The organism is Streptomyces pacificus (assembly GCF_011766325.1).
GTDB lineage: Bacteria > Actinomycetota > Actinomycetes > Streptomycetales > Streptomycetaceae > Streptomyces > Streptomyces pacificus.
On the sequence record NZ_BLLG01000006.1, the window covers coordinates 86594 to 112408 of the forward strand.

Annotated in this window: 22 protein-coding genes and 1 pseudogene; 17 read left to right on the forward strand and 6 right to left on the reverse strand. The window is 73.5% G+C overall.

Features of this window, described 5'->3' with window-relative positions; all coding sequences use genetic code 11:
• The first annotated feature begins 89 nt into the window (after positions 1-89).
• Positions 90-743 carry a hypothetical protein gene (locus SCWH03_RS29005; RefSeq protein ID WP_254076716.1) on the forward strand — a complete coding sequence of 218 codons (654 nt, stop codon included), beginning with the start codon at positions 90-92 and terminating at the stop codon, positions 741-743.
• Between the two features lie 299 nt (positions 744-1042).
• On the opposite strand, the gene SCWH03_RS12520 is transcribed toward SCWH03_RS29005, so the two are convergent.
• Positions 1043-2503 carry a glycosyltransferase family 39 protein gene (locus SCWH03_RS12520; RefSeq protein WP_173264264.1) on the reverse strand — a complete coding sequence of 487 codons (1461 nt, stop codon included), beginning with the start codon at positions 2501-2503 and terminating at the stop codon, positions 1043-1045.
• Positions 2504-3076: 573 nt separating this feature from the next.
• Between SCWH03_RS12520 and SCWH03_RS12525 the strand changes: the two genes are divergently transcribed.
• The gene (locus SCWH03_RS12525) at positions 3077-4066 is read left to right on the forward strand and encodes a hypothetical protein (RefSeq protein ID WP_173264265.1); all 990 of its coding nucleotides are present in this window, start codon (positions 3077-3079) and stop codon (positions 4064-4066) included.
• Between the two features lie 184 nt (positions 4067-4250).
• On the opposite strand, the gene SCWH03_RS12530 is transcribed toward SCWH03_RS12525, so the two are convergent.
• The gene (locus SCWH03_RS12530) at positions 4251-4577 is read right to left on the reverse strand and encodes a carboxymuconolactone decarboxylase family protein (protein WP_173264266.1); all 327 of its coding nucleotides are present in this window, start codon (positions 4575-4577) and stop codon (positions 4251-4253) included.
• A gap of 397 nt (positions 4578-4974) precedes the next feature.
• Between SCWH03_RS12530 and SCWH03_RS12535 the strand changes: the two genes are divergently transcribed.
• Positions 4975-5961: a serine hydrolase gene (locus SCWH03_RS12535; RefSeq protein WP_254076717.1), complete on the forward strand. Its 987-nt coding sequence runs from the start codon at positions 4975-4977 to the stop codon at positions 5959-5961.
• A 243-nt stretch (positions 5962-6204) separates the two neighbouring features.
• Here the strand turns inward: SCWH03_RS12535 and SCWH03_RS12540 are convergent, their stop codons facing one another.
• On the reverse strand, positions 6205-7035 hold the full coding sequence (locus SCWH03_RS12540; protein WP_173264267.1) for a histidine phosphatase family protein: 831 nt from the start codon (positions 7033-7035) through the stop codon (positions 6205-6207).
• Positions 7036-7833: 798 nt separating this feature from the next.
• Between SCWH03_RS12540 and SCWH03_RS12545 the strand changes: the two genes are divergently transcribed.
• Entirely contained in the window at positions 7834-10137 is a 2304-nt protein-coding gene (locus SCWH03_RS12545) for a sulfatase (RefSeq protein WP_308788866.1), read from the forward strand.
• Between the two features lie 758 nt (positions 10138-10895).
• On the opposite strand, the gene SCWH03_RS12550 is transcribed toward SCWH03_RS12545, so the two are convergent.
• Positions 10896-11687, reverse strand: coding sequence for a CDP-alcohol phosphatidyltransferase family protein (locus SCWH03_RS12550; protein WP_173264268.1), 792 nt, complete (start codon positions 11685-11687; stop codon positions 10896-10898).
• Positions 11688-11803: 116 nt separating this feature from the next.
• On the opposite strand from SCWH03_RS12550, the gene SCWH03_RS12555 reads away from it, so the two are divergent.
• The 5 genes and pseudogenes from SCWH03_RS12555 to SCWH03_RS12575 form a co-directional block, all read left to right on the forward strand.
• Positions 11804-12784, forward strand: a complete 981-nt coding sequence (locus SCWH03_RS12555; protein ID WP_173264269.1) for a zinc-dependent alcohol dehydrogenase — start codon at positions 11804-11806, stop codon at positions 12782-12784.
• Positions 12785-12921: 137 nt separating this feature from the next.
• Positions 12922-13320: a 6-pyruvoyl trahydropterin synthase family protein gene (locus SCWH03_RS12560; protein WP_173264270.1), complete on the forward strand. Its 399-nt coding sequence runs from the start codon at positions 12922-12924 to the stop codon at positions 13318-13320.
• The gene (locus SCWH03_RS12565; RefSeq protein WP_173264271.1) at positions 13317-14627 is read left to right on the forward strand and encodes a glycosyltransferase family 4 protein; all 1311 of its coding nucleotides are present in this window, start codon (positions 13317-13319) and stop codon (positions 14625-14627) included. The genes SCWH03_RS12560 and SCWH03_RS12565 overlap by 4 nt, the downstream gene beginning before the upstream one ends.
• Positions 14624-15643: a class I SAM-dependent methyltransferase gene (locus SCWH03_RS12570; RefSeq protein WP_173264272.1), complete on the forward strand. Its 1020-nt coding sequence runs from the start codon at positions 14624-14626 to the stop codon at positions 15641-15643. Before SCWH03_RS12565 ends, SCWH03_RS12570 begins: the two co-directional genes overlap by 4 nt.
• Positions 15644-16107: 464 nt before the next feature.
• Positions 16108-16920 (forward strand): annotated as a pseudogene (locus tag SCWH03_RS12575) (lysylphosphatidylglycerol synthase transmembrane domain-containing protein); the annotation flags it as partial.
• 42 nt (positions 16921-16962) lie between these two features.
• Here SCWH03_RS12575 and SCWH03_RS29010 read toward each other — a convergent pair.
• Positions 16963-17886 carry a RibD family protein gene (locus tag SCWH03_RS29010; protein ID WP_254076718.1) on the reverse strand — a complete coding sequence of 308 codons (924 nt, stop codon included), beginning with the start codon at positions 17884-17886 and terminating at the stop codon, positions 16963-16965.
• Positions 17883-18656, reverse strand: coding sequence for a creatininase family protein (locus SCWH03_RS12580; protein WP_173264273.1), 774 nt, complete (start codon positions 18654-18656; stop codon positions 17883-17885). The genes SCWH03_RS29010 and SCWH03_RS12580 overlap by 4 nt, the downstream gene beginning before the upstream one ends.
• Before the next feature lie 164 nt (positions 18657-18820).
• Here SCWH03_RS12580 and ribA point away from each other — a divergent pair, with 164 nt between their 5' ends.
• From ribA to SCWH03_RS12620, 8 genes are all read left to right on the forward strand, one after another.
• Complete coding sequence (gene ribA / locus SCWH03_RS12585) at positions 18821-19465, forward strand: GTP cyclohydrolase II (protein WP_173264507.1); 645 nt, start codon at positions 18821-18823, stop codon at positions 19463-19465.
• A 212-nt stretch (positions 19466-19677) separates the two neighbouring features.
• A complete protein-coding gene (locus SCWH03_RS12590; RefSeq protein WP_173264508.1) occupies positions 19678-20031 on the forward strand; it encodes an ArsR/SmtB family transcription factor in 354 nt (117 codons plus the stop codon).
• Positions 20032-20084: 53 nt separating this feature from the next.
• On the forward strand, positions 20085-20285 hold the full coding sequence (locus tag SCWH03_RS12595) for a hypothetical protein (protein WP_254076745.1): 201 nt from the start codon (positions 20085-20087) through the stop codon (positions 20283-20285).
• A 742-nt stretch (positions 20286-21027) separates the two neighbouring features.
• Positions 21028-22008 carry a PstS family phosphate ABC transporter substrate-binding protein gene (locus SCWH03_RS12600; protein WP_173264275.1) on the forward strand — a complete coding sequence of 327 codons (981 nt, stop codon included), beginning with the start codon at positions 21028-21030 and terminating at the stop codon, positions 22006-22008.
• Positions 22005-22955 carry a phosphate ABC transporter permease subunit PstC gene (gene pstC / locus SCWH03_RS12605; protein ID WP_173264276.1) on the forward strand — a complete coding sequence of 317 codons (951 nt, stop codon included), beginning with the start codon at positions 22005-22007 and terminating at the stop codon, positions 22953-22955. Before SCWH03_RS12600 ends, pstC begins: the two co-directional genes overlap by 4 nt.
• Complete coding sequence (pstA, locus tag SCWH03_RS12610; RefSeq protein WP_173264277.1) at positions 22952-23851, forward strand: phosphate ABC transporter permease PstA; 900 nt, start codon at positions 22952-22954, stop codon at positions 23849-23851. The genes pstC and pstA overlap by 4 nt, the downstream gene beginning before the upstream one ends.
• A gap of 43 nt (positions 23852-23894) precedes the next feature.
• Positions 23895-24746 carry a phosphate ABC transporter ATP-binding protein PstB gene (pstB, locus tag SCWH03_RS12615; RefSeq protein WP_254076719.1) on the forward strand — a complete coding sequence of 284 codons (852 nt, stop codon included), beginning with the start codon at positions 23895-23897 and terminating at the stop codon, positions 24744-24746.
• Between the two features lie 325 nt (positions 24747-25071).
• Positions 25072-25623, forward strand: coding sequence for a DoxX family protein (locus SCWH03_RS12620; RefSeq protein WP_173264278.1), 552 nt, complete (start codon positions 25072-25074; stop codon positions 25621-25623).
• The last annotated feature ends 192 nt before the right edge of the window (positions 25624-25815 follow it).

Consider the following 25815-nt stretch of genomic DNA (forward strand, 5'->3'; position numbering starts at 1 on the left):
CGCGCCGATGGCCACACGTCACCCGCGCGAGGAACGAAGCTGACGCTTAGTCAGAACGTCGAAAGTCGAGCTGCCCCTAACTTCGGGGCATGACGCGACGACTTTCTTCCCATCTTCCCTCGCAGGAAACCGAGTTAGGTACGGCAGCGCCCTTCGTTCCACGGCTCGGCGACCTCGCCACGGACAGCGCTCGTGATGGCCGTGTCGGGGTCGTGGTCGCTCCCCCTGGTGAGGGCTCCGCTACGACGTACCACCTGCGCCCGCCCGGGGGCGGGGCCCCGTGGTCCGCACCCGCCGACGGGCGGGCGCTCGGGCCCGTGCCGGTGAAGGCCACCCACGCCACACTCTTGGCCGGACGGGACGCGATCTACGACCGGCGCGCCCGGCAGGGATCGGTTCCCATCGAGTTCCGTTTCGATGACGGCTCGACCCTCGATGGCGCGCTCATCCTCACCTCGGTGGAACTGGAGCGGCTGCACGTGCAGACCCAGCCGCCTCATCGACGCGCACGATCGTGCCCTCGGCGGCACCCCATGACCGGGGCTCGACGACGCCACGCCCGAAAAGCCCCGCCGCTCTCCTTACGCCCCGAAGGCGGGGGCATCGCGCTCGCGGTTCTGGCTGTCGCCGGGCTGGTGGGCCCGGCCTGGGCGCTTCGTGAGCAGGCCGCCCCGCTCCTCAACGGCCCCAGTCACCCGCCCTCCGCCGTCGCACCGGACGCGAGCCTGTCCTCCGACCACTGACTCCGCTCCGGCGACAAGGCCGGCTCCTGCGTTCTCGGCGACCGGAGCCTTCCATGCACCCGCGGAACATCCAGGCAGCCTTCAGCGCACGTTCCAGCAGGCCAGGCAGCACACGCGTGCCCAAGCGCCGTTGATTCCCCAGCCCAGAGCGCGAGTTCGATTCTCGTCACCCGTTCCACGGCTGAGGCCCAGGTCATCGACCTGGGCCTTGCTTGTTGTCTGGACCCGTCTCTGCGTTCCGTGCCACATCCGTGCCAGATGCCGTGGATTGCACGGCGCCACGGCGCTGCCGCCCGACGTCATGACGGCCGGCCGGGGGTGCACCTCTCGTACACGACCACCCTCCTGCCGCGGACCTGCTCGTCGTCCACCGGCCGGAAGTGCTCCCGGAGCGTGGACATCTTGGCCCTGTCCCGCGCCGAACTCGGCGGCCTGGAGACGTCTTCCGCGTCGGTGACGAGGATGACGCGCTGCCGGGCGAGTATCTCGGCCCGTATGCGGGCGGCATCCCACTCCACCCCCTTCAGCGTCCCGGAGCGTTCCGGTGTGTCCTCCAGGGCGATGTCCCGCAGGCCCGTGAACGCCTGCGGGGAGACCAGCTTGGTGTCCCGCCGCGCCGCGGGGACGAACAGCACGGCGTCACCGGGCCTCTCCCACCGCTCCACCCGCTGCGCGGCCGCCAGGACGTCGTCCACCCGGCTGTGCGGCGAGCGTTTCGCGAGCGCCTGCGGCAGCAGGGCCGCAGAGGCGACGGCGATCGCGACGGGAACGACCCAGCGCGCGGCGCTCCGCGACCGGCGCTGCACCGCCCCGACCAGCGCGCCGAGTACGACACCGAGCATCAGGGCCAGGCCCAGCAGGCTGAAGAGCACATACCGGTCCACGAAGAGCGGCTTGAACAGCGAGAGCCCGATGAGGCCGATTTGCGGGACCGCGAGCAGGGGAAGGCCGACGGCCGCTGCCGACAGCCGTCGCGCCCGGGGCCGGTCCAGCAGGGTGCCGACGCCGGCGAGGGCCAGCAGTACCGCCGGCCCGATCAGCATGTGCCAGGTCAGCGGCGGTATCCAGGAGACCTGCCCGGACTGGGTACGGCTGAAGAGGATCAGTGGCGTCACCCCTGCCGTTGCCGCCGTGGATGCAGCGGCCCAGCGAACCCATGTCCCGCGCTCCGCCCGTGCCCATACCAGGGTCGCCAGGTGCGCGGGCAGTGTCAGCAACGAGAGCCAGTTCAGCAGGCCGCACACCAGGACCGTGCAGCCGTAGGCGGTCCAGCGACCCCGACGGTTCGCTCCTGTCTGCAGTATCGACACGAGGAGCAGCGTCGAGAGCCCTGCGCCCGCCGCCACCAGCGCGTACGGACGGCCCTCCTGAAGGTGGAACTGCACGGAGGGAACAAGCCCGAACGCCATGCCTCCGCCCAGCCCGACCGGATTCCCGCAGAGCCGCCGCCCGATTTCCGCCACGCACGCCGCTCCCGCGGCGACCGCGAGCGCGGAGGGCAGCCGCAACACGGTGGTCGAAGGGCCGAATCCCTCGAACAGCGCGTGCATGAACAGGTAGTAGAGGGCGTGGACGGCATCGACGTGTTCCAGCATGCGCGCTATGTCCCTCGTCGGCCGGAGGGCGACCTGCCAGGTGGCGGCTTCGTCACGCCAGACACTGCCCTCCCTCGACAGGCCCCACAAACCGAGCACCACGGTCCACAGGAAAGGGACAAGCCAGACGAGAGCACTCCGCTGAGGGCGGAGGCGGATCAACATCCCCACAATCGGTCGCCCCCCGGTCGGCACATCCCCGCAGTCGTCCGCACCTTGCGGTGCTCGGCGTGAATCCGGTGACGGGCAGAACGACCGCGCCTGGGTGATCTTATGCGCAAGGATCACCGACGGCGGGGGAGGTGGCGGCTCGGCACATCGAGCCACACACAAGGGGATCATTCACAGCGAAGAAAACTACGCTGGACTGGGACAACGCCGCAGGGGATCGGCGGTCCGCACCTTCCCGGGGCTCCTCCACAGGCGGGCTGAAGGCCGCGCACGACCGTCGCTGAGGCGACCGGTTCCCGGCCGGCGTCCGCCGCGCGGGCTCACCGGGCCCTCGTCGGCGGGTGCCCGGCCGGCCACCGGCCTCCTGAAAGAACCGGGGAAAGAACCACCCGCCCACCCACCCCTCCCGGCACCGGGAAGGCGGGCGTCACCCGTGCGAGTGACCGGCTTGCAGGCACGGGTCACGGGCCGTTACGTTCGCCGCGACAACCGCAAACAGATACGGCCCCCGGCCGGGACGGGCATCCCGAACGAGGGCCTCACCGATCAGGAAGCAGGACCTTCCCGATGGCTGACCCCCAGTCTAACGCGCCCCGGCGCGCCGATGCCGGAACTCCGGCCTCCGGCGTGATCCACGTCCGCACCCGGCTGACCGCCGGCTTCACGGTCCTCTCCAACTCCCTGGCCCAGCGACCCGGTAGCGCCATCACGGTCGGCGTCGCGGCCTACATCGCCTCCCTCCGCGACGGTTCCTCGGTGACCATCGCCACCCTCTGCGACCACTTCAGCGAGGGCGAGATCCTCATCTCGCGAGCGCTCCGGGAGCTCGAAGCCGCCGGCTATCTGGAGCGCCGCCGCGAGAGGTCCCCCTCCGGGCAGGTGCGTACCCGAACGTACTTCTACGACGTACCCGGCGGCGACCCAGGCAGCGACCCAGGCGGCGACCCCGGTGGCCCACCGGAACCGCCTCGGCCAGGGGGCCCGGCGGCCATCCCGGTCGCCCCGCCCCCTGCCGCCACGCCGATGCGGGCGTCTGCACCCGCTCCCGGACACGACACGGCCGAGGAGCCTGCGCCCGCACCCGCCGACGCGGCCACCGCACCCGCACCCGCACCCGCACCCGCACCGACCGGCACCGCCGGGCCGCCCGCACCCGCACTCGCCGACGCGAACCCTGCGGCGGTCGCCGTACTGACCGCCCTGCGCCGGGTCGACCCCCGGCTCGTCCTGTCCGTCCGGGAGGCCGCCCGCCTGGCCCCTGCCGTCGCCGAGTGGCTCGCGGCAGGCGTCGGACCCGGGCAGATCACCGAACTGCTGACGGTACGGCTCCCCGACCGCTTCCGCTCCCGCCCGGCGAACGTCCTCGCCTTCCGCCTCCGGGAGACCCCGCTCCCCATGCCGCCCCAGGGACCGCAACCGCCTCCGGGCGAACGCCCCGCCGTCCCGCCCTTCCAGACCTGCGACGGCTGTGAACGGGCCTTCCGCGCCCAGGAGCCCGGACACTGCCGAAACTGCCGCGATCGCCTCGGCGGGGAGCCCCTGCGCGCGGCCGGCTGAACCGCTGAGCGGGGCCTGCTGTCCGGCGATCGGACGACAACCGTTCGCGCCCGGACACGACGCCGGGCGCGAACGGTGGAGCCGGGGGCACCGGGCACCGGGCCGGGGGCGCCGGGCCGGGCCAGCGGCACCGGGCAGGCCAGGGGCAGAGGGCCGGGGCCGGCGTTGGAACCTCGCTGTGCCGCTACGCCTCGGCCGCGGCGGTGGCCTCGGCGACGGCGATCTCGATGCTGAGCGCCTTGGCGATGTTCCCGGCGGCCGTCATGACCCGTGCCGTGCCCACGATGGGAGCGATGGCGACCAGAACGTCCTGCAACTGCTCGGCGGTCATACCGGACTGAAGGGCCGGGTCGATGTGAGCGACGTAGGAGATCGGCGGAGCGTCCGAGGCGGCGAGAGCGGCGATGCGGGTGAGCATCAGCATGTCCGGCGTCAGCCCGCACCGCTCGATCGAGTCGACGGTCATCGCGGCGAGGGTGTCCAGTACCGGGGTTTCGGATGCAGTGGCCATGGCAGGTCGTCTCCTGACGGTGTCGTGACATGACGAGGATCGGCTGGTCACAAGCGCGGCAGCACTCCGCGTCATGTGCGCGCAGCCCCTGCTCGACCGTAAGTCGGTTTCCCGCGGCGCGCTCGTCGGGGATTCTCCGGGCAGGCGGGGACCACCACCGGATCCGCACGGGCGGGCGGGGAGGGCGCCGTACACCTATTGGCCGGTCCGGCAGGCAGGGCCCGGTACCCGCTTGTAGCGTCGGCGCACAGGCGGTGGTCAGTGGGATGCCCGCGCCGGCACCGGATGGTTCCTCCGGAGAGCCGGACGACGGCCCGCGGTGCCGTGTCCGCACTCGCGGAGAGGCGGGAACGGACACGGAGCGGCCCGGAGAGACACGGAAGAGAGGGAGCGATCGATGCGGGGAGGAGCAGAGTTGACACGCGGCAGGACCGCATCGCTGGTCTTGTTCACCGCCGTTGTCCTCGCAGTCGCCCTCAACCCGGTGCTCCCGCTCGCCCCGCAGTCCGGCCCCCCGCACACCCCGAGAACGGAGCACGCGACCCAGCGGCTCAAGGGCCGAACCGTCGAATGCACCTCCGGTCGGCCCGGACTTGCCCAGACACTCGTCCGGCACATGGTGACGTCGCTGGAGAGACGGTCGAGTCGGGTCTCGATCGCGCTCTACGACCGCAGCTCCCGTACCTCGTGCACCTACCGCGCCGATGTGCACTACGACTCCGCCAGCACGGTCAAACCCATCGTCCTCGGGGCCTTGCTCCTGGCCAGGGGCACCGGCCTCGCTCTGACCGGGGAGGAGAGGTCCCTGGCAAGGGAGATGATCGTGAACTCGGACAACGATGCCACGTACGCCCTGTGGGACCTGCTGGGGAGGGAGAGGATCCAGGAGTTCCTCGACAGGGCGGGGCTGGAGGACACCAGCCTGAACGACGCCGGCTTCATGGGGCTGACGCAGATCACCGCACGCGAGCAGGCGAAGGTGCTTCAGCTTCTGACGGGTGCGGACGGGTCCGTGCTCGGCTCGACGGAACGCGCCTACGTTCTGCGGCTGATGCGGGAGGTGCAGGAGGACCAGCGCTGGGGGACGCCGTCGGGTGCTCCGTCCGACGCCGTCGTGCAGGTCAAGAACGGATGGCTGCAGCGGTCCGAGAAGGGGGCCGGGAGTTCCTGGGACCGAGGGGACTGGAAGGTCCACAGCATAAGTGCGGTCACCGGACGTTCCTACGACTACGGGCTCGTGGTGATGACCGAGAACAACAGAGCGCCCGAGGGTGCTTCACCGGAAGCGGGGTGCGACTACGGCATGGAGACCATCGAGCGGGTGGCCAGGGCGATTCACCGCGATCTGCACCCGGCGGAGGCGATCGAGGTCCACCAGGCGTGAACAGCCGCCCGTGAGTGCCGTTCGGCGGGTACGGGCGGCAGTCGCGGCTGTCGCCACCGCGGCCTCGGGCCGCCCGCCGGGCACGCGGCGGAGGGCGGCAGCCGCCACTCTCCGTGTCCGCTGCGCCTGGCTGCCGAGCAGCCGAGCACGGAGCCGCTGACGTGTCGCCCCGGCCTCGGGCCCGGCCGCCGTGTTGCCAAACACCGTGTTGCCTCAACCACCGTGTTGCCCCGGCTGTCCGGCTCATCCGGCGGCGCCCACGTCCGTCCGGTCGGTGCGGGAACGCGCCCCGGAGACGATCCCGCGCCGCGAGGCGCGGGCCGTGCTCCTCGCCTCCGTCGCCCGCGCGGCCCCGACATACCGGACGACGGCGGAGACGTCCGCCACGCCGGAGACGCCCCAGGCGCCCGGGCCGGGAGGGCACGGGACGGGAGCGCGGCCGGACATACGGCCGGGGGCACGGCCGGACAAGCGGCCGGGGTTGCGGCCGGGGTTGCGGCCGGAGCGGACGGCTTGGCGGCCGTCGTGCGCGAGGGACGAGATCGTGCAGAGTGCGGGGGCGTCGACGCGCCAGAAGGCCCGAGCCGGGGCCGAGAGCGCGTGCACGAGCAGGGTCCGGACGACCGCCTCCTCGGCGATCACCAGGGCGTGCCCGGCATCGGCCGGGAGGTTCTCCAGCCAGTCGGCGGTACGGCGGCACAGCCCGCGTACGGACTCACCGCCGTGCGGCGTGGCGTCCGGGTCCCGGAGCCAGGCCGAGAAGCCGTCGGGATCGGCGGTCGCCACCTCCTCGACGGTGCGGCCCCGCCAGGCGCCGTAGTCGAGATCGCGCAGCACGGGCTCGACCTCGGGCTTCAGGCCGAGGGCGGTAGCCACGGCCGCGCAGCGCATCGACGGCGCCCGCAGGGAGGGCAGGTACGGGGGCATGGCCGCTCTGGCGGCGCCCGCTTCCCGCAGGACGCGCTCGCTCGGCAGCCCGTCGCCGAGAACAGTGTTCCGCGCGCCTCGGAGTCTGTCCCCCGCGGCCTCGCGGATCCCCGCGGCCGCGCAGAGGAATGTCAGGCGGACCGTCATGGCGATGGACCTCCTTCCGGGCCCGGCGGGGTGTACCGGGCTCCTGCCGCCGGTCAGCCGACCGGCAGGGGTGCCCGGACGGGCACAGCCGGTACGCGAGCGGTCGCGACCTCACCCGTGGTGGTCCCGGGCATGCCCGGGACCACGCGGGGCCGGACGGGGGCGATCCCGAGAATCCGGCTCGCCGGCGGCGGGGACGTACGGGAGCCGTCCACCGCGGCTGCGGCGGGCGGCACGGCCTGCTGTGCGTCGGCCCTCATGCGCTCCAGCGTCGGCCAAAGCCGCCTGGGCCGGCCATCCGGCAGATGTCCGGACCTCCCCCGCCGAGTGGCCGGTCGGGGTGGTGCACGGATGGAGGGGACAGGGGGAGGGGCGGAGGAGGTGCAGTGGCACTGAGCGGAGGGACGGTGGGACGGTGGGGCGGAGGGGCGGAGGGACGGAGGGACGGAGGGACGGTGGGGCGGAGGGACGGAGGGACGGAGGAGGTGGCCGTACCACCGTGGAGACGGCGGTTTGCCCGTGCTCCGGGCCGTGCCCCGGACCACGGCCCGGAGCAGCCGCGCGGCGGGGGAGGTGGCGGGAGCGGTCCGGGGAGGCCCGGACCACGGGCTGCCCCGGTGAGCGCGCAGTCCGGGGAGCCGGGCTGAAGCGCGCTGCGGAACCGGCGGGCGCGAGGCGCTGTGTCCCCGGTCACCCGTGCACTTGAACTGATGCCGTCGTCGATCCGTACAGGTAGTCGCGGGCGTGGCGGCCTCTGCCGTCATGCCGATCAACGGCCCTGCGCGGAAGGACCTTCGGGTGGCGCTCTGGACACGTTCTGGCCGGCTGCCGGCCCAGGCCGCGGCCCCGGCCGCGGAGACCCCGCCTGGCGGCGGCACCGATGGTGGCGCTGCCGGCGGCACAGCTTGTGGCACGGAACGCGGCAAGGGAAGCGGCGGTGAAGCCGCCGGTCGGCCCGCGCCCGTCGGGTCGCTGGAGGGCCCCCGGGAAGGCCGTCCGAACAGCGGCCCCGCGGCGGAGACGGCCGCGCACCGGTCGAGCGGCAGTCAGGACGAAAGCCGGGGCGGCGGCCAGGACGGGGACCGGCAGTCCGTCACTCGCGATCCCCGTCAGGACGGCGACCGGGACAGCGACCAGGGCACCCCTCGCGACGGCGGGAGCGACGGCGGCACGCACGGCACCGGCACCGGCACCGGCAGCACACCGGAGAGGCGTCCCCGCCACGAAGTCGGGGCCCATGCCGGGACGGACGGAGGGACGGACGGCAGGGCCGATGCCGAGAACGGACGGGCCGATGCCGAGACACACGGCGGTACGGACCGCGGTACGGACGCTGGGACGGACGGCGGGACGCACGGCGCGCCGGAGGGACGCCCCCGCCCCGACGGTGAAGGCGACCGTGCCGCGGTCGCCGAGCCCGGCGGCTGGCGGAGCCGGCTCCCGGTCGCTGCGCGTGTCCTCCGCCATGGCGCCACCGCCCTGGCAGCCGCGGTCGTGGCCGCCGCGCTGCTGCTGCCGTCCAAGCTCGGGCATCTCACGGCGCCCGTGTTCCTGCGCATACCGGTGGAAGGGATCTTCGGCGTCGCCGTACTCCTGCTCCTGGGGCCGGGCGGGCCCGGCCGGCTGAGGCGCGCCATACCGGCGCTCGCGGGCGTGGGTCTCGGCCTGATGGCCGTGCTCAAGCTGCTCGACCTGGGGTTCGACGGCGTCTACAAACGGCCCTTCGACCTCGTGCTCGACTGGGTTCTCCTGGACTACGGCCAGTCGTTCCTCAAGGACTCCGTCGGCTCCGCGGGCGCGATCGGCGTCGTGGTCGGAGCCCTCCTCCTCGTCGTCCTGGTGCTCTGCCTCACGACCTGGGCGGCCGTCCGGCTGAACCGTGTCCTGGCACGTCACAGTGCCGCGGCTGTGGGGGGCACGCTCGTGCTGGGGACCGTGTGGGTCGTGTGCGCCGCGCTGGGCGTGCGGAACACGGCCGTGCCCGTCGCGGCGGACAGTTCGGCCGAGTTCCTCCAGGACCGGGTGCAGCAGGTGCGTGCCGGGCTGCGGGACAAGGAGGAGTTCGCCCGGGTGGCCGCCGACGACGACTTCGCCGACCTGCCGGCGGACCGGCTGCTCACCGGGCTGCGCGGGAAGGACGTGATCTTCGCTTTCATCGAGAGCTACGGGCGCAGCGCGCTCGAGGACCCGGAGATCGCCCCGTCGGTCTCCGCGCTGCTCGCGGACACCGACCGCCGGCTTCGCGGCGCCGGCTGGTCCTCCCGGAGCGGGTTCCTCACCTCCCCGACGTACGGTGGCGGGAGCTGGCTGGCGCACTCCACCTTCAACTCGGGCCTGTGGATCAAGAACCAGCAGCGGTACCGCACCCTCACCTCCGGCGACCGGATGACGCTCACCGAAGCCTTCCGGAAGACGGGGGCCTGGCGCACGGTCGGCATCATGCCCGGCGTGACCCGGTCCTGGCCCGAGGGGAAGTTCTACGGCCTCGACCATGTCTACGACTCGCGCAGCATGGGCTACAAGGGACCGAAGTTCAGCTGGACTCCGGTGCCTGACCAGTACAGCCTGTCCGCGTTCGAACGGCTGGAGCACGGAAAGCCGGGTCGCGGCCCGATGATGGCGGAGATCATGCTCGCCTCGAGCCACAACCCGTGGGCTCCGCTCCCGAGGACGCTCGGCTGGGACGAGATCGGCGACGGGTCGGTGTACGACTCGGTGAAGGAGGAGGGCGAGGACCCCGGGGAGGTGTGGAAGGACCCGTCGCGGGTCCGCACGGAGTACGGGCGTGCCATCGAGTACTCGCTGACGAGCCTCCTTTCGTACGTGGAGGAGTACGGCGGCGAGAACACCGTGCTCGTGTTCCTCGGCGACCATCAGCCGGTGTCCACGGTCACCGGGGACAGACTCGGCCGGGACGTGCCCGCCACGATCCTCGCCCGCGATCCGGCCGTGCTGGACCGGATAGCCGGCTGGGGCTGGCAGCCCGGGCTCAAGCCCGGTCCGGACGCCCCGGTCTGGCCCATGGACGCCTTCCGCGACAGGTTCCTGTCCGCGTACGGGGACCGGTCGGCGGCGGCGACGGTGGCACCGGCGGGAGGCTGAGCCACTCCGCCGGTACGGGCACGGGTCCCCGCCGATCCCACCCGCGGAGACTCGCGGGTCCCCACCCGCGGGTCCCCGCCGGTTCCCGGTTGCAGCGCCGCTCGGACACGCAGGGGACACGACCGGACCCGGGCCCGTCCGCACACCGCGTCCGGGCTCGGGCGTTCACGGATGGGTGACCCCGCAGGCACGCACGCCCGCGTGCCGGGCATCCGGGACACGGACCGGGCGCTGCCTGCCGGCCCCCTGGGAGCAGGCGTGCCCGGGGGAATCACCGGGCCCGGGGGACCGTGTCTGCGCCGGGCCCCCGCCGGGAACGCACCCGTCGTGGATCGGCGGCGAGCGGGGCGGTCGGAGCGCCCGTCCCTGCCGGACCGGACACAGCCCGGGGCACCACCTCCAGGACCCTGCCCGCTCACCGTGCTCCGCGCACCGACCGTCCCGCGCCCGCCCCTGGCCGGGACGGTCGGCTGCGCGTGCGCGTGCCCGTGCGCGAGAGACCGGACACGGGCACGCATCTGCACGCCGCAGGGCTGATGTCCGGACGCGGTACCGCGCCGCAGACTTCCGTCGGATCCGCCGGTCCGCGGCCGACGCGCAAGGCCCACGCGCAAGGCCCACGCGAAAAGCCGGCACGACAGGCCGGTACGACAGGCCGGTACGACAAGCCGGAACGCCGGCGGCCGGGCCTCGCCGAGCGGCACGGTGAGGGGGTGGCAGGCCCCCCGCGCCCGCCACCCCCTCACCCGGCCGACGGATCAGACCCCCTCGCGCGCCCGCCCCCGGACCACCGCCGAGCGGTGCCGGAAGGTGCCCGCGACCGGGCCGCCCTCGCGGGTCCCGACGTACCACAGGCCCCGGATGTCACGGCCGAAGGACCAGACGAGGGCCCCCAGCGCGCCGAGGACGAGCAGCAGGGCGGCGACGGGCGGCAGAAGGCCGGTGGCGGCGGCGAGCAGGACGACGCCCTGGAGGGCGGCCACGGTCTTGCGGGCCGTGCTCGGGGGCAGCGGGCCGTTCAGCCACGGCAGCATCCGCGCCGCGGCGACGAACACGTACCGCATCGCGCCGATGGCCAGCACCCAGGCGCCCAGGGAGAGCGCCACATGAACGCTGAGCACCAGGATGAGAAAGGCGTCGGCCTCCATGTCGAAGCGCGCGCCGAGCGCGGACTCCGTGCCGGTGCGCCGGGCGACCCGGCCGTCGACCGCGTCGAGGACCAGCGCCACCGCGGTCAGCGCGACCAGCGCGGCGGTCCGGGGCCCGCTCGCGGAGGACTCCGCGACCAGCGCGGCCACCCCGCCGGCGAGCGCCGTCCTGACCAGCGTGACCGTGTTCGCGGGGCCGAACGGCTCCGGTGGCCACGACCGGTGCAGGGCACGCGTCAGCAGCGCCCACATTCCGACCGTGAACACCCCGCCCGCGAGCCAGCCGGCGGCGCCCAGTCCGGTCGCCGCGTCCAGCAGGACCAGCAGGACGGCCAGCCCGCCCGCGCCCGCCGCCGTCTCCGGACGCAGCAGCCGAACCTCGTATGTGCCGATCAGGGCCACCGCGGTACCACCCTCCGGACGTGTGACAGAGTCGACGAGCGCCGCGTACGGTGTGCGCGGTTCTCATGATTTTCAGAACGTAATCCGTCGCGTGAGTGTTCAGCGGGAGGTCGCGGATGGAGCGCGTCGCACGCGCTTTCTGGCTCAATTCCCCGGGTCGGGGCGAGATTCGCAAAGTCCGGCTGGCGGAGCCCGGCGAGGGCGACGTGGTCGTGCGCAGCCTCTGCTCCGGGGTGAGCCGCGGTACGGAGAGCCTCGTCTTCCGCGGCGGGGTACCGAAGGGCCAGTACACGGCGATGCGGGCGCCGTTCCAGGAGGGCGAGTTCCCCGGGCCGGTCAAGTACGGCTATCTCAGCGTCGGTGTCGTCGAGGAGGGACCGGCCGACCTGCTCGGCCGGACGGTGTTCTGCCTCCATCCGCACCAGAGCCGCTACGTCGTTCCGGCGCACGCGGTCACCCCGGTGCCGGACACGGTGCCCGCCGGACGGGCGGTACTTGCGGGGACGGTGGAGACCGCCGTCAACGCCCTGTGGGACGCCGCGCCCCTGGTGGGCGACCGGATCGCGGTCGTCGGCGCCGGCATGGTGGGCGGCTCGGTCGCCGCCCTGCTCGCCCGGTATCCGGGCGTGCGGGTGCAGCTGGTCGACCCGAACCCGGCGCGAGCCGCCCTGGCCGAGGCACTGGGCGTCGGTTTCGCCCTCCCGGAGGAAGCTCTCGGCGGCTGCGACCTCGCCGTCCACGCCAGCGCGACCGAGGCCGGGCTGACCCGTTCGCTGGAACTGCTCGCGCCGGAGGGCACGGTGCTGGAACTGAGCTGGTACGGCGACCGCCGGGTCAGCGTGCCGCTCGGCGAGGCCTTCCACTCCGGCCGGCTGGTCCTGCGCGGCAGCCAGGTCGGGCGGGTGGCCGAGGCCCGCCGTTCCCGCCGCAGCTACGCCGACCGGCTGGCGCTCTCGCTCGAACTGCTCGCCGACCCCGTGTTCGACGCGCTGATCACCGGCGAGTGCGCCTTCGAGGAACTGCCCTCGGTGCTGTCCCGGATCGCCGCGGGCGAACTCCCCGGCCTGTGCCACCGGGTGGTGTACGGCGCCCCGTAGCGGAGGCGGCTGACGCCCCCCGGACCCCGCGGGCATCGGAACGACCTGCGCCCCTGAACACGCAGTACTCTCCGGCCGTACTGATGGACACGGCCGCCCGTCGGTGGCCGAGCCGTAGGACCGGGAGGTCACCGCCGTTGTTCAGCGTCACCGTCCGTGAGCACCTGATGATCGCTCACAGCTTCCAGGGCGAGGTCTTCGGACCCGCACAGCGTCTGCACGGAGCGACCTACCTCGTGGACGCCTCCTTCCGCCGCGCCGAGCTGGACGCCGACAATCTCGTCGTCGACATCGGCCTCGCCACCACCGAACTGGGTCATGTGGTGAGCGAGTTCACCTATCGCAATCTGGACGAGCTGCCCGAGTTCGCCGGGACCAACACCTCGACCGAGTTCCTGGCCAGGGTCATCGCCGACCGGCTCGCGGACCGGGTGCACGCGGGGGCACTCGGCGAGGGCGCGCGCGGACTGGCCGGGATCTCGGTCACGCTGCACGAGTCGCACATCGCGTGGGCGAGTTACGAGCGGGATCTGTGAGTGCGGACGCCGTGGGCGCCCGCTCCCGGCACCGCACCACCGCCGATGGGCCCGACCGGGACGTCCGGGCCGTCCGGGCCGACCGGGCCGTCCGGTTCGTCATGCCGGGGGGCGTGGACGACCCGACCTCGCCGAGCGGCGGAAACATCTACGACCGGCGGATGTGCCGCGAGCTGCCCAGGATCGGCTGGCAGGTCCACGAGCACGCCGTCGCGGGCGCGTGGCCGCGGCCCGGCGCCGGGCCGCGGTCCGAACTGGCGCGGGGCCTGCGCGAGTCGGCGGACGGCAGCCTGGTCCTCCTGGACGGGCTCGTCGCGTGCGGGGTTCCCGACGTCGTCGTGCCCGAGGCCGACCGGCTGCGGCTGGCGGTGCTGGTGCACCTGCCGCTGGGGGACGAGACCGGCCTCGCCCCGGCCGTGGCCGCGGAGCTGGACGCAGCGGAGCGCACGACACTGCGCGCCGCCGCGGTGGTCGTGGCTCCCGGCGAGTGGGCGGCGCGGCGGCTCGTGGAGCACCACGGGCTCGACCCGCGCCGGGTGCACGCCGCCGCTCCCGGCGCGGATCCCGCACCGCTGGCACCCGGGACGGCGACGGGGGCACCCGCCCTCCCCGGACCGGGTGCCGCCCGGAACGGCCCCGCCCGGAACGGTGACACGCGGAAAAGTGACATGCGGAAAAGTGACATGCGGAAAAGTGAGGCGCGGAGCGGTGCGGCCCGCGACGGTAGTGCTCCCCGGCTGCTCTGCGTGGCCTCCGTGACGCCGCGCAAGGGGCAGCACCTCCTCATCGAGGCTCTGGCGTCCCTCGCCGGACTACCCTGGACATGCGAACTCGTCGGCGGGACGGGCCACGCCCCCGCCTATGCCGCCAGGCTCCGGGAGCTGATCGGCGAACACGGCCTCGGCGAACGGGTGCACCTCGCCGGTCCCCGGTCCGGGCCCGCCCTGAACGCGAGCTACGCGGCCGCGGACCTCCTCGTACTCGCCTCGCACACCGAGACGTACGGAATGGTCGCCACCGAGGCGCTCGCCCGCGGGGTCCCCGTGGTGGCAACGGCCGCCGGCGGACTCCCGGAAGCCGTGGGGCGGGCGCCCGACGGCAGCGTGCCCGGCACCCTGGTGCCGCCGGGGGACCCGGCGGCACTCGCCGCGGCACTGCGGCGCTGGCTCACCGAGCCCGGTGAGCGGCACCGCTCCAAGACGGCCGCGCGACGGCGGCGTACCGCACTGGCCGGCTGGGAAACGACCTCCCGGAACCTGGCCAGAGCACTGGAACAGCTCCGGAACAATCCCCTGGAGGCCGTGTGAGTACGACCGATGTCACGCGTTTCGCACCGGAGTGGCTGGCGCTCCGGGAGGCCGCCGATGCGGCGGCCCGCGCCCCCGAACTCCTGGAGCCGCTGCGGCTCCATCTCCCCGGCGCGGCGCAGGAACGGCGCCCCGGCGCCGCTTCTGCACAACGGCACCACCGGGTCACCCCGCTGGTGATCCGGGATCTCGGCTGCGGCACCGGTTCGATGGGGCGCTGGCTGGCGCCCCGGCTGGGCGGCCGCCAGCACTGGATCCTGCACGACCACGACCCCCGGCTGCTCGAACTCGCCTCCTCCCGGCTGCCCCGCAGAGCCGCGGACGGAAGCCCCGTCACGGTCACGACGGAACGCGGGGACGTCTCCCGGCTCACGGCGGAACGGCTCATGGGAACCTCGCTGGTCACGGCGTCCGCGCTGCTGGACCTGCTCACCAGGGAGGAGCTGGACGGGCTGGTCGCCGCCTGCGCCGGAGCCGGCTGCCCGGCACTGCTCGCGCTGTCGGTCGTGGGGCGGGTGGACCTCACCCCGGCGGACCCGATGGACGACGAGATCACCGACGCCTTCAACGCGCACCAGCGCCGGGAGGAGCACGGCCGCCGGCTGCTCGGGCCGGACGCGGTCGCCGCGGCCTCGGTCGCCTTCGCCCGCCAGGGCATGACCGTGCGGGTGGAGACCAGTCCGTGGCGGCTCGGCAGCTGGACGGGCGAGCCCGCCGCCGGGACCCCCGCAACTCCCGCAGCTCCCGCAGCTCCCGGAACTCCGGGGGCCGCCGCGGACCCGGGAGTCGCGGGCGGTGGCGGCGTCGCGCCGAACGGACGGTTGTCGCGGCGGCTGACGGCGGAGTGGCTGCGGGGCTGGGTCGGCGCGGCGTGCGAGCAGCGCCCGGACCTCGCCGACCGGTCCGGCGCCTATCTGCGGCGTCGGCTGGAGGCGTGCGAGGCGGGGGAGTTGCGCGTGGCCGTGCATCACAGCGATGTTCTGGCGCTGCCCGGGCGGACCGGCGGCGCCCCGTGACCGCGCGGCACCCGGCGCACCCGGCGGTAGGCCGTCCCCCCGCGGCAGGGGCGGCCCCCATGACCGGATGGCGCTCCATGACCGGATGGGGCCTCGGCACCGGACGCCACCCGGGGGCCGGACCGCGGCTCGGGGCCGAGCGGCAGCACCGGCCGGCCCCGGGACACCACACAAACGGGCTGCCCGCGATCGGGCTTCCCTCGATCAGGCCCTCGATCAGGCCCTCGATCAGGCCCTCGGCGGTCAAGTCCTCGGCGACCGAGCACCCGGCGGTCAAGAGCCGGCTCACCGCAGGGCGCCGTCACACGGCCGAACACCGGCTCACGACCGGGCACCGCCTCCCGGCGCGACGCCGCCTCCTCCCGACCGGGCGCCGCCTCGCGACCTCAGGGAGCCTCGCGGCCCGGCGCCCCCTCGCGGCCCCATGGCACCTCGCTGCCAGAGCGCTCAGGGGACGCCTGGGCATGCTCGCCGGGGTCGCACTGGTCGCTGCGACGCTGTGGTGGCAGGGCACCAGCGCGTTCGTGGCCGGGATGCGCGGCATCGACGCGGCCACGCTGCTGGCCGCTCTCGGCATCGGCCTGTTCACCACGGTGCTGAGCGCCTGGCGATGGTGCCTGGTGGCACGGGCGCTGGACATCCGGCTCCCGCTCGGTACCGCCGTCGCCGACTACTACCGCTCCCTGTTCCTGAACGCCGCGCTGCCCGGTGGAGTGGCCGGCGATGTGCACCGGGCGGTGCGGCACGGGCGGAGCGCGGGGGCCATGGGCCGGGGGGTGCGCGCGGTCGTCCTCGAACGGGTGGCCGGGCAGGCGGTCCTGGTGGCCGCCGGCGCCGCCCTGCTGGTGGCGCACCCGTCCCGGCCGCTGGACCGGGCGGGCGGCGCTCTCCTGGAGTTCGCAGCGGTGCCCGGTCCTGCCGCGGCCCTCGCGGCAGCGGCCTTGTTGGTGACCGTGGTGACCGTGGTCGCCATGCGGCGCCGCGGAGGTCCCGCGGCCTCCCGGTGGGGCCGCGCGGTCCGCGGCACGCTGGCCGAGGTGCGGGAGGCGTACCTCGGCCGGCGCCACGGTCCCGGCGTGCTGATCTCGTCCGTCGCGGTGCTTGCGGGGCATCTCGGCATGTTCCTCCTCGCCGCCAGGGCCGCGGGCTCGAGAGCCGCGGCGACCGAGCTGCTGCCGCTGATGGTGCTGGCGCTGCTCGCGATGGCGCTGCCGCTGAACGTGGGCGGCTGGGGGCCCAGGGAGGGCGTCACCGCCTGGGCCTTCGGAGCCGCGGGCCTGGGCAGTGCCCAGGGGCTGAGCACTGCCGTGACCTACGGGCTACTGGCCTTCGCCGCCGCGCTTCCCGGTGCCGTCGTGCTCGCCGTCCAGTGGCTCGCCGGACCGCGGGGCGCGCAGGTCGAGTTCGTAGAGGGTGTCGTCGCCGAGGAAGGCACGGCGCACGGGCGGCCGGAGCGCGTCCCGCATGGCGTCCGGGCCGGGGAAGGCGAGGCCCGGCACCCCGTCGCCGATCAGTACCGGCGCCACGGTGATGTACAGCCGGTCCAGGGCGCCCTCGTGCAGGAAGCGGGACACGGTCACCCCGCCGCCCTCGACGAGTACCCGGCCCAGGCCCCGGCGCGCGAGTTCGTGCACCAGGCGGCGGGGGGCGAACGCCGCGGTGTCGGGGAGGACCAGCACGTCCACACCCGCGTCCGCCGTGCCGTCCGCACCGGCCCGCCCGGGGACGCTGCCCGCGCCGACCACCCAGAGAGTGGGGGCCGCGCCGTCGGTGAACAGCCGCCGTGCGGACGGGACCCGGCCGTGCGGATCGAGGACCACCCGTACCGGGTCCGGGCCGGCGCAGGCGCGGACCGTCAGCCGGGGGTCGTCGGCGACGGCGGTCCCTGCGCCGACGACCACCGCGTCGGAGAGCGCCCGCAGCCGGTGCAGGTGTTCGCGGTCCTCGGGGCCGGTGACGTAGTCGGCGTCGCCCTCGCGGGTCGCGATGAACCCGTCGAGGCTCTGGCCGAGTTGGGCGAAGGCGAAGCGGGGGCCGGCCAGGCAGAGCGGCAGATAGCGCTCGGCGAGGAGGTCCGCCTCGGCGGAGGCGGAGGCGGACTCCCTCCACCGGTAGCGGCCGTGCCCGTCGGGGCGCAGTCCTGCGGCCTCGGCCTGGGCCCCGGTCCGTACGGTCAGCAGCCGCTGCCAGGCGCTCCGCGCGTCCAGTGCGCCGGCCGGCCGGCCGGTGGGAAGGCCGCTCACCGGGCCCCCTCCCCGTCCGGGTCGGCGGAACGTTCCGCTCCCAGCAGCGAGAAGTACGCGCCGAAGGAGCCGGTGAGAGAGGCGAGCAACTCCTTGCCCTTCTCGGCCGATGCCAGGGAAGGCCGGCCGACCACACCGGTATCCGTGTAGGGGCGCAGACCGACGGTGAGCAAATGCTCCCGGCCGTCGGCGAGGAAATCGGAGGTCATATGACCGGGGCGGACGAGTTCGGGACTGTCATGCAGAAGAATCGATGTCTCCACCTCACCCGCGTGCATATCGCTGTGCGACGGTGTTTCCACGCCTGCGCTTTCTCGGGCGGCACCCCAGTCGGCCGAACCCGGGAAAAGCGCCATACGGGTACCGGTACCGAGGGATTCCTGAACCACGTTGCGCAGCACATAGTTTCCGCCGTGCCCGTTGACCAGTACGAGATTCGGGACGCCGGACCGCCGGAGCGATTCGGCGATGTCCCGCACCACGGCACCGAGCGTCATGGCGGAAATGCTGACGGTCCCCGGCCAGGCGGAGTGCTCGTGCGAACAGGAGAAGGTCAGCGGCGGCAACCGGAGGACCGGGTACGCGGCCGCGACCTCCCGCGCGATCGCACAGGCGATCAACGTGTCGGTGGCCAGCGGGAGATACGGGCCGTGCTGCTCGTAGCTGCCGATTGGCAGGACCGCGACGCCGGCCCGCCGGGCACCCGCGTCACCGGAGCTGTCCCACGGCAACGGTCCTTGTTCCGGCGGCCTTTCCTGCGGATCGGTCATGTTCCCTCCCCTTTCCTTCCCTGTACTTTTCGCGTTCCCTGGGATACGGCCGATCCGAACCGGTTTCGAAAACCCGTCAGCCGAGATCTCCACAGTGAAGACAACTCCCGCCAGAGGCTACCCGATAGGATCCGGCCATGACAGACAGCGATGTCACTCTCCACATGGATGCTCACGCCAAGAACACCGAGCGCATGGCAACTGTCCAACTGTCCACCACATACGGTGTTTTCCGCGCCATCGGCTACCTGGATCGCATTCGGGGTGACGAGCAGGTCGCGCTGGTATACGGCGACATCACGGGAGAGGACGTCCTCACCCGGCTGCATTCGGAGTGCCTGACCGGCGACGCCTTCGGGTCGCGCCATTGCGAGTGCGGCGACCAGCTGTCCGCGGCGCTGCGTGCGATCGTGAGCGAAGGCCGCGGCGTCCTGGTGTACCTCCAGGGCCACGAGGGACGCGGTATCGGCCTGCTCGCCAAGCTCCAGGCGATGCAGCTCCAGGCGGAGGGTATGGACACCGTCGAGGCGAACCTCGCACTCGGCCTCCCCGTCGACTCCCGTGACTACGGCGTCGCCGCGGACATGCTGCACGACCTCGGCGTCAGGTCGGTACGTCTGATGTCGAACAACCCGCTGAAGCGGGAGGCGCTGCTGCGGCACGGCATCGCGGTGAGCGAGCGGGTGCCGCTGCTGACGCCGCCCCGCGAGGAGAACATCGTCTATCTGCGGGCCAAGCGGGAGCGCATGGGCCACCTCCTTCCCCACCTCGACCACCCGCCGCTGGACCGCACGGCGGACCAGTCCTGATCGGGGACGGCCCGGCGGGCCGTGTCCCGCGCCGGCCGGAAGGCCCCTGGAATCCGCCGAAGCGCCGGATTCCAGGGGCCTTCTCGTCACCCCCGCCACCCCGAGGCATCCCTGAGATCTCCCTCCTCCGCCCCTGAGATGTGCCGGATCTCCTTTACTCACACGCCCTTGAGGTGTCAGCTTTGGCTGACAGGCAGCCGCGAGAGGACGTGATGACCGGAGGCACGGCCCCACACCCGACCGGGGACGAACTGCTGCGGATCCTCGCGGCGCTCGGCAACCCGCACCGGCTGCGGATCGTCGCGACGCTCGCCGAGGGCGGCCGCGACTACGTCAGCAGCCTCGCCCGCCGGCTGGGCATCGGACGGCCCCTGCTGCATATGCACCTGCAGCGACTGGAGGCCGCCGGGCTCGTCACCGGCTCGCTCGAACAGGCGGCGGACGGCAAGGCCGTGAAGTACGTCGAGGTCACCCCGTTCGCCATCGGCCTCACCCCGGAAGCGGTCGTACGAGCGGCCGCGACCATCACCCAGGAGGAGAAGCACATGAAGGAGTCGGCGAAGTGAACTACACGGACTGGCCAGGAGCGATCGGCGCCGGCGGCGTCTTCCTCTTCCTGATGGTCGTCGCGTGGCAGGTCGCCGCGACCTGGCGGGCCAGGATGCTCGCGGCCCGTGAGGAGCAGTACAAGCAGCTCGCGGCCAGGTACGCCGAACTGCTTGAGGACAACGTCGAACTGCATCGGCGCACCCTGGAGGAGCTGACGACGACGCGGGCCTCGATCACCTCGATGGAGAACATGATGCGCTCCGTGGAGTAACGCGGACCAGCCGGAAGGTACCGCCAGGGCGCCGCCCCCGGGAGCAGCGGGACCACCGGCACCACGCCGCCGAACGCCGCCCCGGGGCCGGCAGGAGCACCGGAACCGCACCGCGCGAACGGAACGCCACCTCCGGCCCCGCCGGGACCACCGGCACCACCGGGGTTGTCGGGGCCGCGGGACCACCGGGACCGGCGGCACCACCGGCACCACCGGGGTTGTCGGGGCCGCGGGACCACCGGGACCGGCGGCACCGCGCCCCACGGACACCACCTCCGGGGCCACCGGCACCGGCCGGGGCCCGCAGGGCTGCCGGAGCCCCACCGCACCCGCACCCGCACCCGCACCCGCACCCGCACCGACGGACGCCACCCCCGGGAGCGGCGGATCCCGGCCATGTCCCGTGAGGGACGACCTGAGCCACGACGCCCCGGCTCCGCGCACCGCACGCCACACACCGCCCACGCCCACCACGCAGATCGCCGAATCGCCGATCGCCGATCCGCCGGTCTCAGCCGTCGCCCGCCCTCCCCTCCCGGACGCGCCTCGGCGCCGCCCCTGATGCCACCCCCACACCCACACCTGCCCCCACACCTGCCCCAGCACCAGCAGTCAGCTGCCGGCAGTCGCGGGAACCCCTGGCTGTTCGTAACCTTATGGGGTATTTTGTCGCTTCTGGCGGCCACTGGACGGGCTACGGCACGGACGACCGGCGAGTGCGCAGACGAGGACGAGAGCTGACGTGAACATTCCCCGTTCCCCGCGCCGAGCCGCGGCATGCGCACTCCTCTCCGCAGCCGCCGTGGCGGCAGCGGGCGCGTGCGGCGGTGCCGACGCCGGCACCGGCACCGGCACCGGAGGCGACGGGCTCTCTGGCACGGTCAGGGTGGACGGCTCCAGCACGGTGGCCCCGCTCTCCACGGCGGCCGCCCAGCTCTTCCAGCAGCACCACCCCGGCGTGCGGATCACCGTCGGCACCTCAGGGACCGGAGGCGGCTTCGAGAAGCTCTGCAACGGCGAGACCGACATCGCCGACGCCTCGCGGAAGATCACCGCCGAGGAGCAGGCCCACTGCGCGGAGAAGGGCGTGGCATACGGGGAGCTGCGGATCGCCAACGACGGGCTGTCCGTCGTGGTGAGCAAGGACAACGACTTCGCCGACTGCCTCACCGTCGAGCAGCTGCACCGGATCTGGGAGCCGGGCTCCCGGGTCGACAACTGGAACCAGGTCGACGCCGCCTTCCCCGATGTCGCACTGGAGCTGTTCGGCCCCGGCCCCGACTCCGGCACCTTCGACTACTTCACCCACGCCGTCAACGGCGGGGAGGGCCGCTCCCGGACCGACTACTCCCCGAGCGAGGACGACAACGTCACCGTGCGGGGCGTCTCAGGCTCCGAGGGCGGCATGGGCTACTTCGGCCTGTCGTACTACGAGGAGAACAAGGACGAACTGCGACTCCTGGAGATCGACGGCGGGAACGGCTGTGTCGCGCCCACCCGGACCACCGTCCAGAACGGCACCTACCGGCCCCTGTCACGGCCCCTCCTCATCTACCCCAGCGCCGCCGCCCTCGACCGCAGGGAGGTCGAGGCGTTCGTCGAGGCCTACGTCGACGACAGCGCCGACATCGCCAGGGCCGCCCAGTTCGTCCCGCTCGGCCCCGGCCAGGAGGCAGAGCTGCGGCGGGATCTCGCGAGGCTGCGCGAGGAGCGCACGCCGTGACCGCCCGGCCGCAGCGCCGCCGGACCGCTCCCGGCAGCCCCGGCTTCCTGCGGCGCTCGCAGTCGCGCTGGTCCGAGCGCGCGGTCAGGGTCCTGCTCGTGGCCGCCGCACTCGTCTCGGTACTGACCACGATCGGTATCGTCGTCGCGCTCATCCCGCCGGCCGTGGAGTTCTTCGGCAAGGTGGACTTCGGGGCGTTCATCACCGGCACCGACTGGTCCCCGCTGTTCGAGCCGCCGCGGTTCGGCGTCCTGCCACTGGTGACGGCCACACTGGTGATCACGGTCATCGCCCTGCTCGTGGCCGTGCCGCTGGGGCTGGGGGCGGCCGTGTACCTCAGCGAGTACGCCGGTCACCGGGTCCGCGGGGTCTTCAAGCCGGTGCTGGAGGTCCTCGCCGGCATCCCGACCGTGGTCTACGGCTTCTTCGCGCTCAGGGCCATCACCCCGTTCCTCCAGCGGAGCTGGCCGGGCGGCGACCCACCGGAGGTCTTCAACGCCCTCTCGGCCGGCTTCGTCATGGGCATCATGATCATCCCGACCATCGCCTCGCTCGCCGAGGACTCCATGGCCGCGGTGCCCCGCCCGCTGCGCGACGGCGCCTACGCGCTGGGCTCCTCCCGTATGCAGGTCTCCACCAGGGTCGTGTTCCCCGCGGCCCTCTCCGGCATCGTCGCCGCCGTCGTCCTCGGGATCTCCCGCGCCATCGGGGAGACGATGATCGTGGCCATCGCGGCCGGCGGCCGGCCGAACCTCACCCTCAACCCGCTCGAGGGCATGCAGACGATGACCGCGTTCATCGCCGCGGCCGGCATCGGCGACCTGCCCACCGGCTCCACCGGCTACCAGACGATCTTCGCCGTGGGCCTGCTGCTCTTCGCCCTCACCCTGGTGATGAACCTGATCAGCATCCGCCTGGTGCGCCGCTACCGGGAGGTGTACGAATGATCCCCACCGCGGTCACCTCCGACCCGCCCGGTGTCCCCCGCCTCGCCGGGCGGGGCACACCGCTGCGCGAGCGGTTCTTCCGGCTCGGCCTCCGGGCTTCGCTGGCCGTCGGAGTGCTCTTCCTGGCGGGCCTGCTCACGTATGTGGTGGTCGAGGGCTGGCCCCGGTTGGACGCGAAGCTGTGGACCAACTTCCCGGACATCATCGACCCGTCCCGCGCCGGCGCCCGGTCCGCGATCACGGGCACGGTCTGGGTCATCTCCCTCACCGCCCTGTACTGCCTGCCGACCGGTGTGCTCACCGCGGTCTATCTGGAGGAGTACGCCGACCGGGACCGGTGGTGGAACCGGGCGATCGAGATCAACATCCAGAACCTGGCGGCCGTCCCCTCCATCGTCTACGGAATCCTCGGCCTCGGTGTGATCTCCCGAGGACTGGGCTTCGGCCAGACCGTGCTCACCGCCTCGCTGACGCTGTCCCTGCTGGTACTGCCCATCGTGATCATCTCCTCCAGGGAGGCGATCCGGGCGGTCCCCCAGTCCATCCGCCAGGCCTCGCTCTCGCTGGGCGCCACCCGGTGGCAGACCATCCGGCGCCAGGTACTGCCGGCCGCCGTGCCCGGCATGGCGACCGGCTCCATCCTCGCGCTGTCCCGCGCCATCGGGGAGGCCGCGCCGCTGCTGCTGCTCGGCGGACTGACCTTCATCACCTTCAACCCGACCGGTGTGCACAGCCAGTTCACGGTGCTGCCGATCCAGATCTTCAACTGGATCAGCCAGTCCCGCGCCGAGTTCACCGCGCTCGCCTCCGCCGCCATCGTCGTCCTGCTGGTGATCCTGCTGCTGATGAACTCGCTGGCGATCTGGCTGCGCAACCACTTCACCCACCGCTGGTGAGCGCCCCGCCACCGAAGGACCCCGGCCCCCACGAGGAAGCCCCATGAACCCACCCTCCCGCCACGGACCCGGCGGCACCCCTCCGCCGCTGCCGGCCCACCTCGCCGCCCCACCGCCCTCCGAGACGGTCTTCGAGGTCGGTGGCCTGTCCGTGTTCTACGGCGGCCACGAGGCCGTACGCGACGTCAACATGAACATCGGGGCCCGCCAGATCACGGCGATGATCGGGCCCTCGGGCTGCGGCAAGTCCACCGTGCTGCGCTGCTTCAACCGGATGAACGACCTGCTGCCGGACGCCCGCGTGGTCGGCAAGGTCCGCTACCACAACGAGGACCTCTACAGCCGGGAGGTCGACCCCATCGAGGTACGCCGCCGCATCGGCATGGTCTTCCAGAAACCCAACCCGTTCCCCAAGTCCGTCTACGACAACATCGCCTACGGTCCCCGGGTCGGCGGCTTCAGGGGGAACCTGGACGACCTCGTCGAGGAGACGCTGACCCACGCGGCGCTGTGGGACGAGGTCAAGGACAAGCTCAGGACCTCGGCGCTTGCGCTCTCGGGCGGGCAGCAGCAGCGGCTGTGCATCGCCCGCACCATCGCCGTCGAGCCGGAGGTGATCCTGATGGACGAGCCCTGCTCCTCCCTGGACCCGATCGCCACGGCGAAGATCGAGGACCTCATGGAGCGCCTGGCCCAGCAGTTCACCATCGTCGTCGTCACCCACAACATGCAGCAGGCGGCGCGGGTGTCGGAGCGGACCGCGTTCTTCGGCTCGGAGATCGACCGGGACGGGGTGCGCCATGGCAGGCTGATCGAGCTCGACGAGACGGGCACGCTCTTCAGCAACCCGTCCGACCATCGCACGGAGGACTACATCTCGGGCCGCTTCGGCTGACCGCCGGCGCTGATACACGGCGGTTCCCCGCCGGCGGGCCGACGGCGGACGCTCATGGCCGCCGTCCCCGGCGTGCCGTGCCCTTCCCGCGCACAGCGTGACCGTGCGCGGCGCCCGGTGTCCGCGGGTGGACGCCGGGCACGCGGCACGTGGCCGACCTCCGCGGGGAGGGGCAGTATCGACAGTGAGGCGCGAATGCGCCGGTGCGCGCCCACGACCGCTTTCCACCCGACCGCCCCGGCGACCCGCTGCCCCGGCGACCCGCGGCCCCGGCGACCCGCGGCCCCCGGGGAGCCGCGGCATCGGCCCAGGAGGTGACACCGCCATGAAACTCCCGACCGGAGGTGTCCGGCGTCCCGAGGATCCCGGAGGGCGCCCGGCGCGCCCCGCGGTGGGCGCGGCCGACGCGGGCATGCTGCTGCTCCGGCTGGCCGTCGGCCTGATCCTGGCCGGGCACGGGGCCCGGAAGCTGTTCGGCTGGTTCGACGGCCGGGGCCTGGACGGTGCGGGCCGGGGCTTCTCCCAGTTCGGCTGGGACCCCGGCGTCTTCTACGCGGGCCTGGCCGGGGCAGCCGAGCTGCTGGGCGGCCTGGGCCTTGCCGCCGGCCTGCTCACCCCGCTCTCGGCGGCCGCCTGCATCGGGGTCATGGCCGGCGCCATGGCGCTCGCCCCGGAGATCAGCCTGTGGCCCGCCGCGGGCACCGCCTTCGTCTATCCGATGGTCCTGGCCGCCGGCGCGCTCACCGTCGCCGCGGTGGGACCGCTGCGGCTGTCGCTCGACGCGCGCTTGCCCTGGCGGGACGGCGGCTGGGCCCCCGCGGGGTTCGCCCTGGTGCTGGGGCTGGCCGGGGCGTTCGTCGTCCTGGCGCTGAGGTAGCCGGTGCCGCCGCGCCGGCGGCCGCGGCGGACGGCGGGGGGCCACCGGCCGCGGCGGACGGCGGGGCCCGCATCTGCACCGCGCCCCCACCGGACCGCCGCCGGGTCCGGAGCGCGGCCGCACCCCGCGGCCACGGCGGCCCCGCCCCGGCCGCGGGATCGCGCGCCCGCTCCACCGCGGAGCCCGCGGCCG

Coding starts and splice junctions, on each gene's coding strand:
- SCWH03_RS12620 (WP_173264278.1), top strand. CDS start 25,072: ATGAAACTCCCGACCGGAGGTGTCCGGCGTCCCGAGGATCCCGGAGGG.
- SCWH03_RS12540 (WP_173264267.1), bottom strand. CDS start 7,035: ATGACGGTCCGCCTGACATTCCTCTGCGCGGCCGCGGGGATCCGCGAG.
- SCWH03_RS12555 (WP_173264269.1), top strand. CDS start 11,804: ATGGAGCGCGTCGCACGCGCTTTCTGGCTCAATTCCCCGGGTCGGGGC.
- SCWH03_RS12525 (WP_173264265.1), top strand. CDS start 3,077: ATGGCTGACCCCCAGTCTAACGCGCCCCGGCGCGCCGATGCCGGAACT.
- SCWH03_RS12530 (WP_173264266.1), bottom strand. CDS start 4,577: ATGGCCACTGCATCCGAAACCCCGGTACTGGACACCCTCGCCGCGATG.
- SCWH03_RS12580 (WP_173264273.1), bottom strand. CDS start 18,656: ATGACCGATCCGCAGGAAAGGCCGCCGGAACAAGGACCGTTGCCGTGG.
- SCWH03_RS12520 (WP_173264264.1), bottom strand. CDS start 2,503: ATGTTGATCCGCCTCCGCCCTCAGCGGAGTGCTCTCGTCTGGCTTGTC.
- SCWH03_RS12535 (WP_254076717.1), top strand. CDS start 4,975: ATGCGGGGAGGAGCAGAGTTGACACGCGGCAGGACCGCATCGCTGGTC.
- pstB (WP_254076719.1), top strand. CDS start 23,895: ATGAACCCACCCTCCCGCCACGGACCCGGCGGCACCCCTCCGCCGCTG.
- SCWH03_RS29005 (WP_254076716.1), top strand. CDS start 90: ATGACGCGACGACTTTCTTCCCATCTTCCCTCGCAGGAAACCGAGTTA.
- pstA (WP_173264277.1), top strand. CDS start 22,952: ATGATCCCCACCGCGGTCACCTCCGACCCGCCCGGTGTCCCCCGCCTC.
- SCWH03_RS12595 (WP_254076745.1), top strand. CDS start 20,085: ATGGTCGTCGCGTGGCAGGTCGCCGCGACCTGGCGGGCCAGGATGCTC.
- ribA (WP_173264507.1), top strand. CDS start 18,821: ATGGATGCTCACGCCAAGAACACCGAGCGCATGGCAACTGTCCAACTG.
- SCWH03_RS12590 (WP_173264508.1), top strand. CDS start 19,678: ATGACCGGAGGCACGGCCCCACACCCGACCGGGGACGAACTGCTGCGG.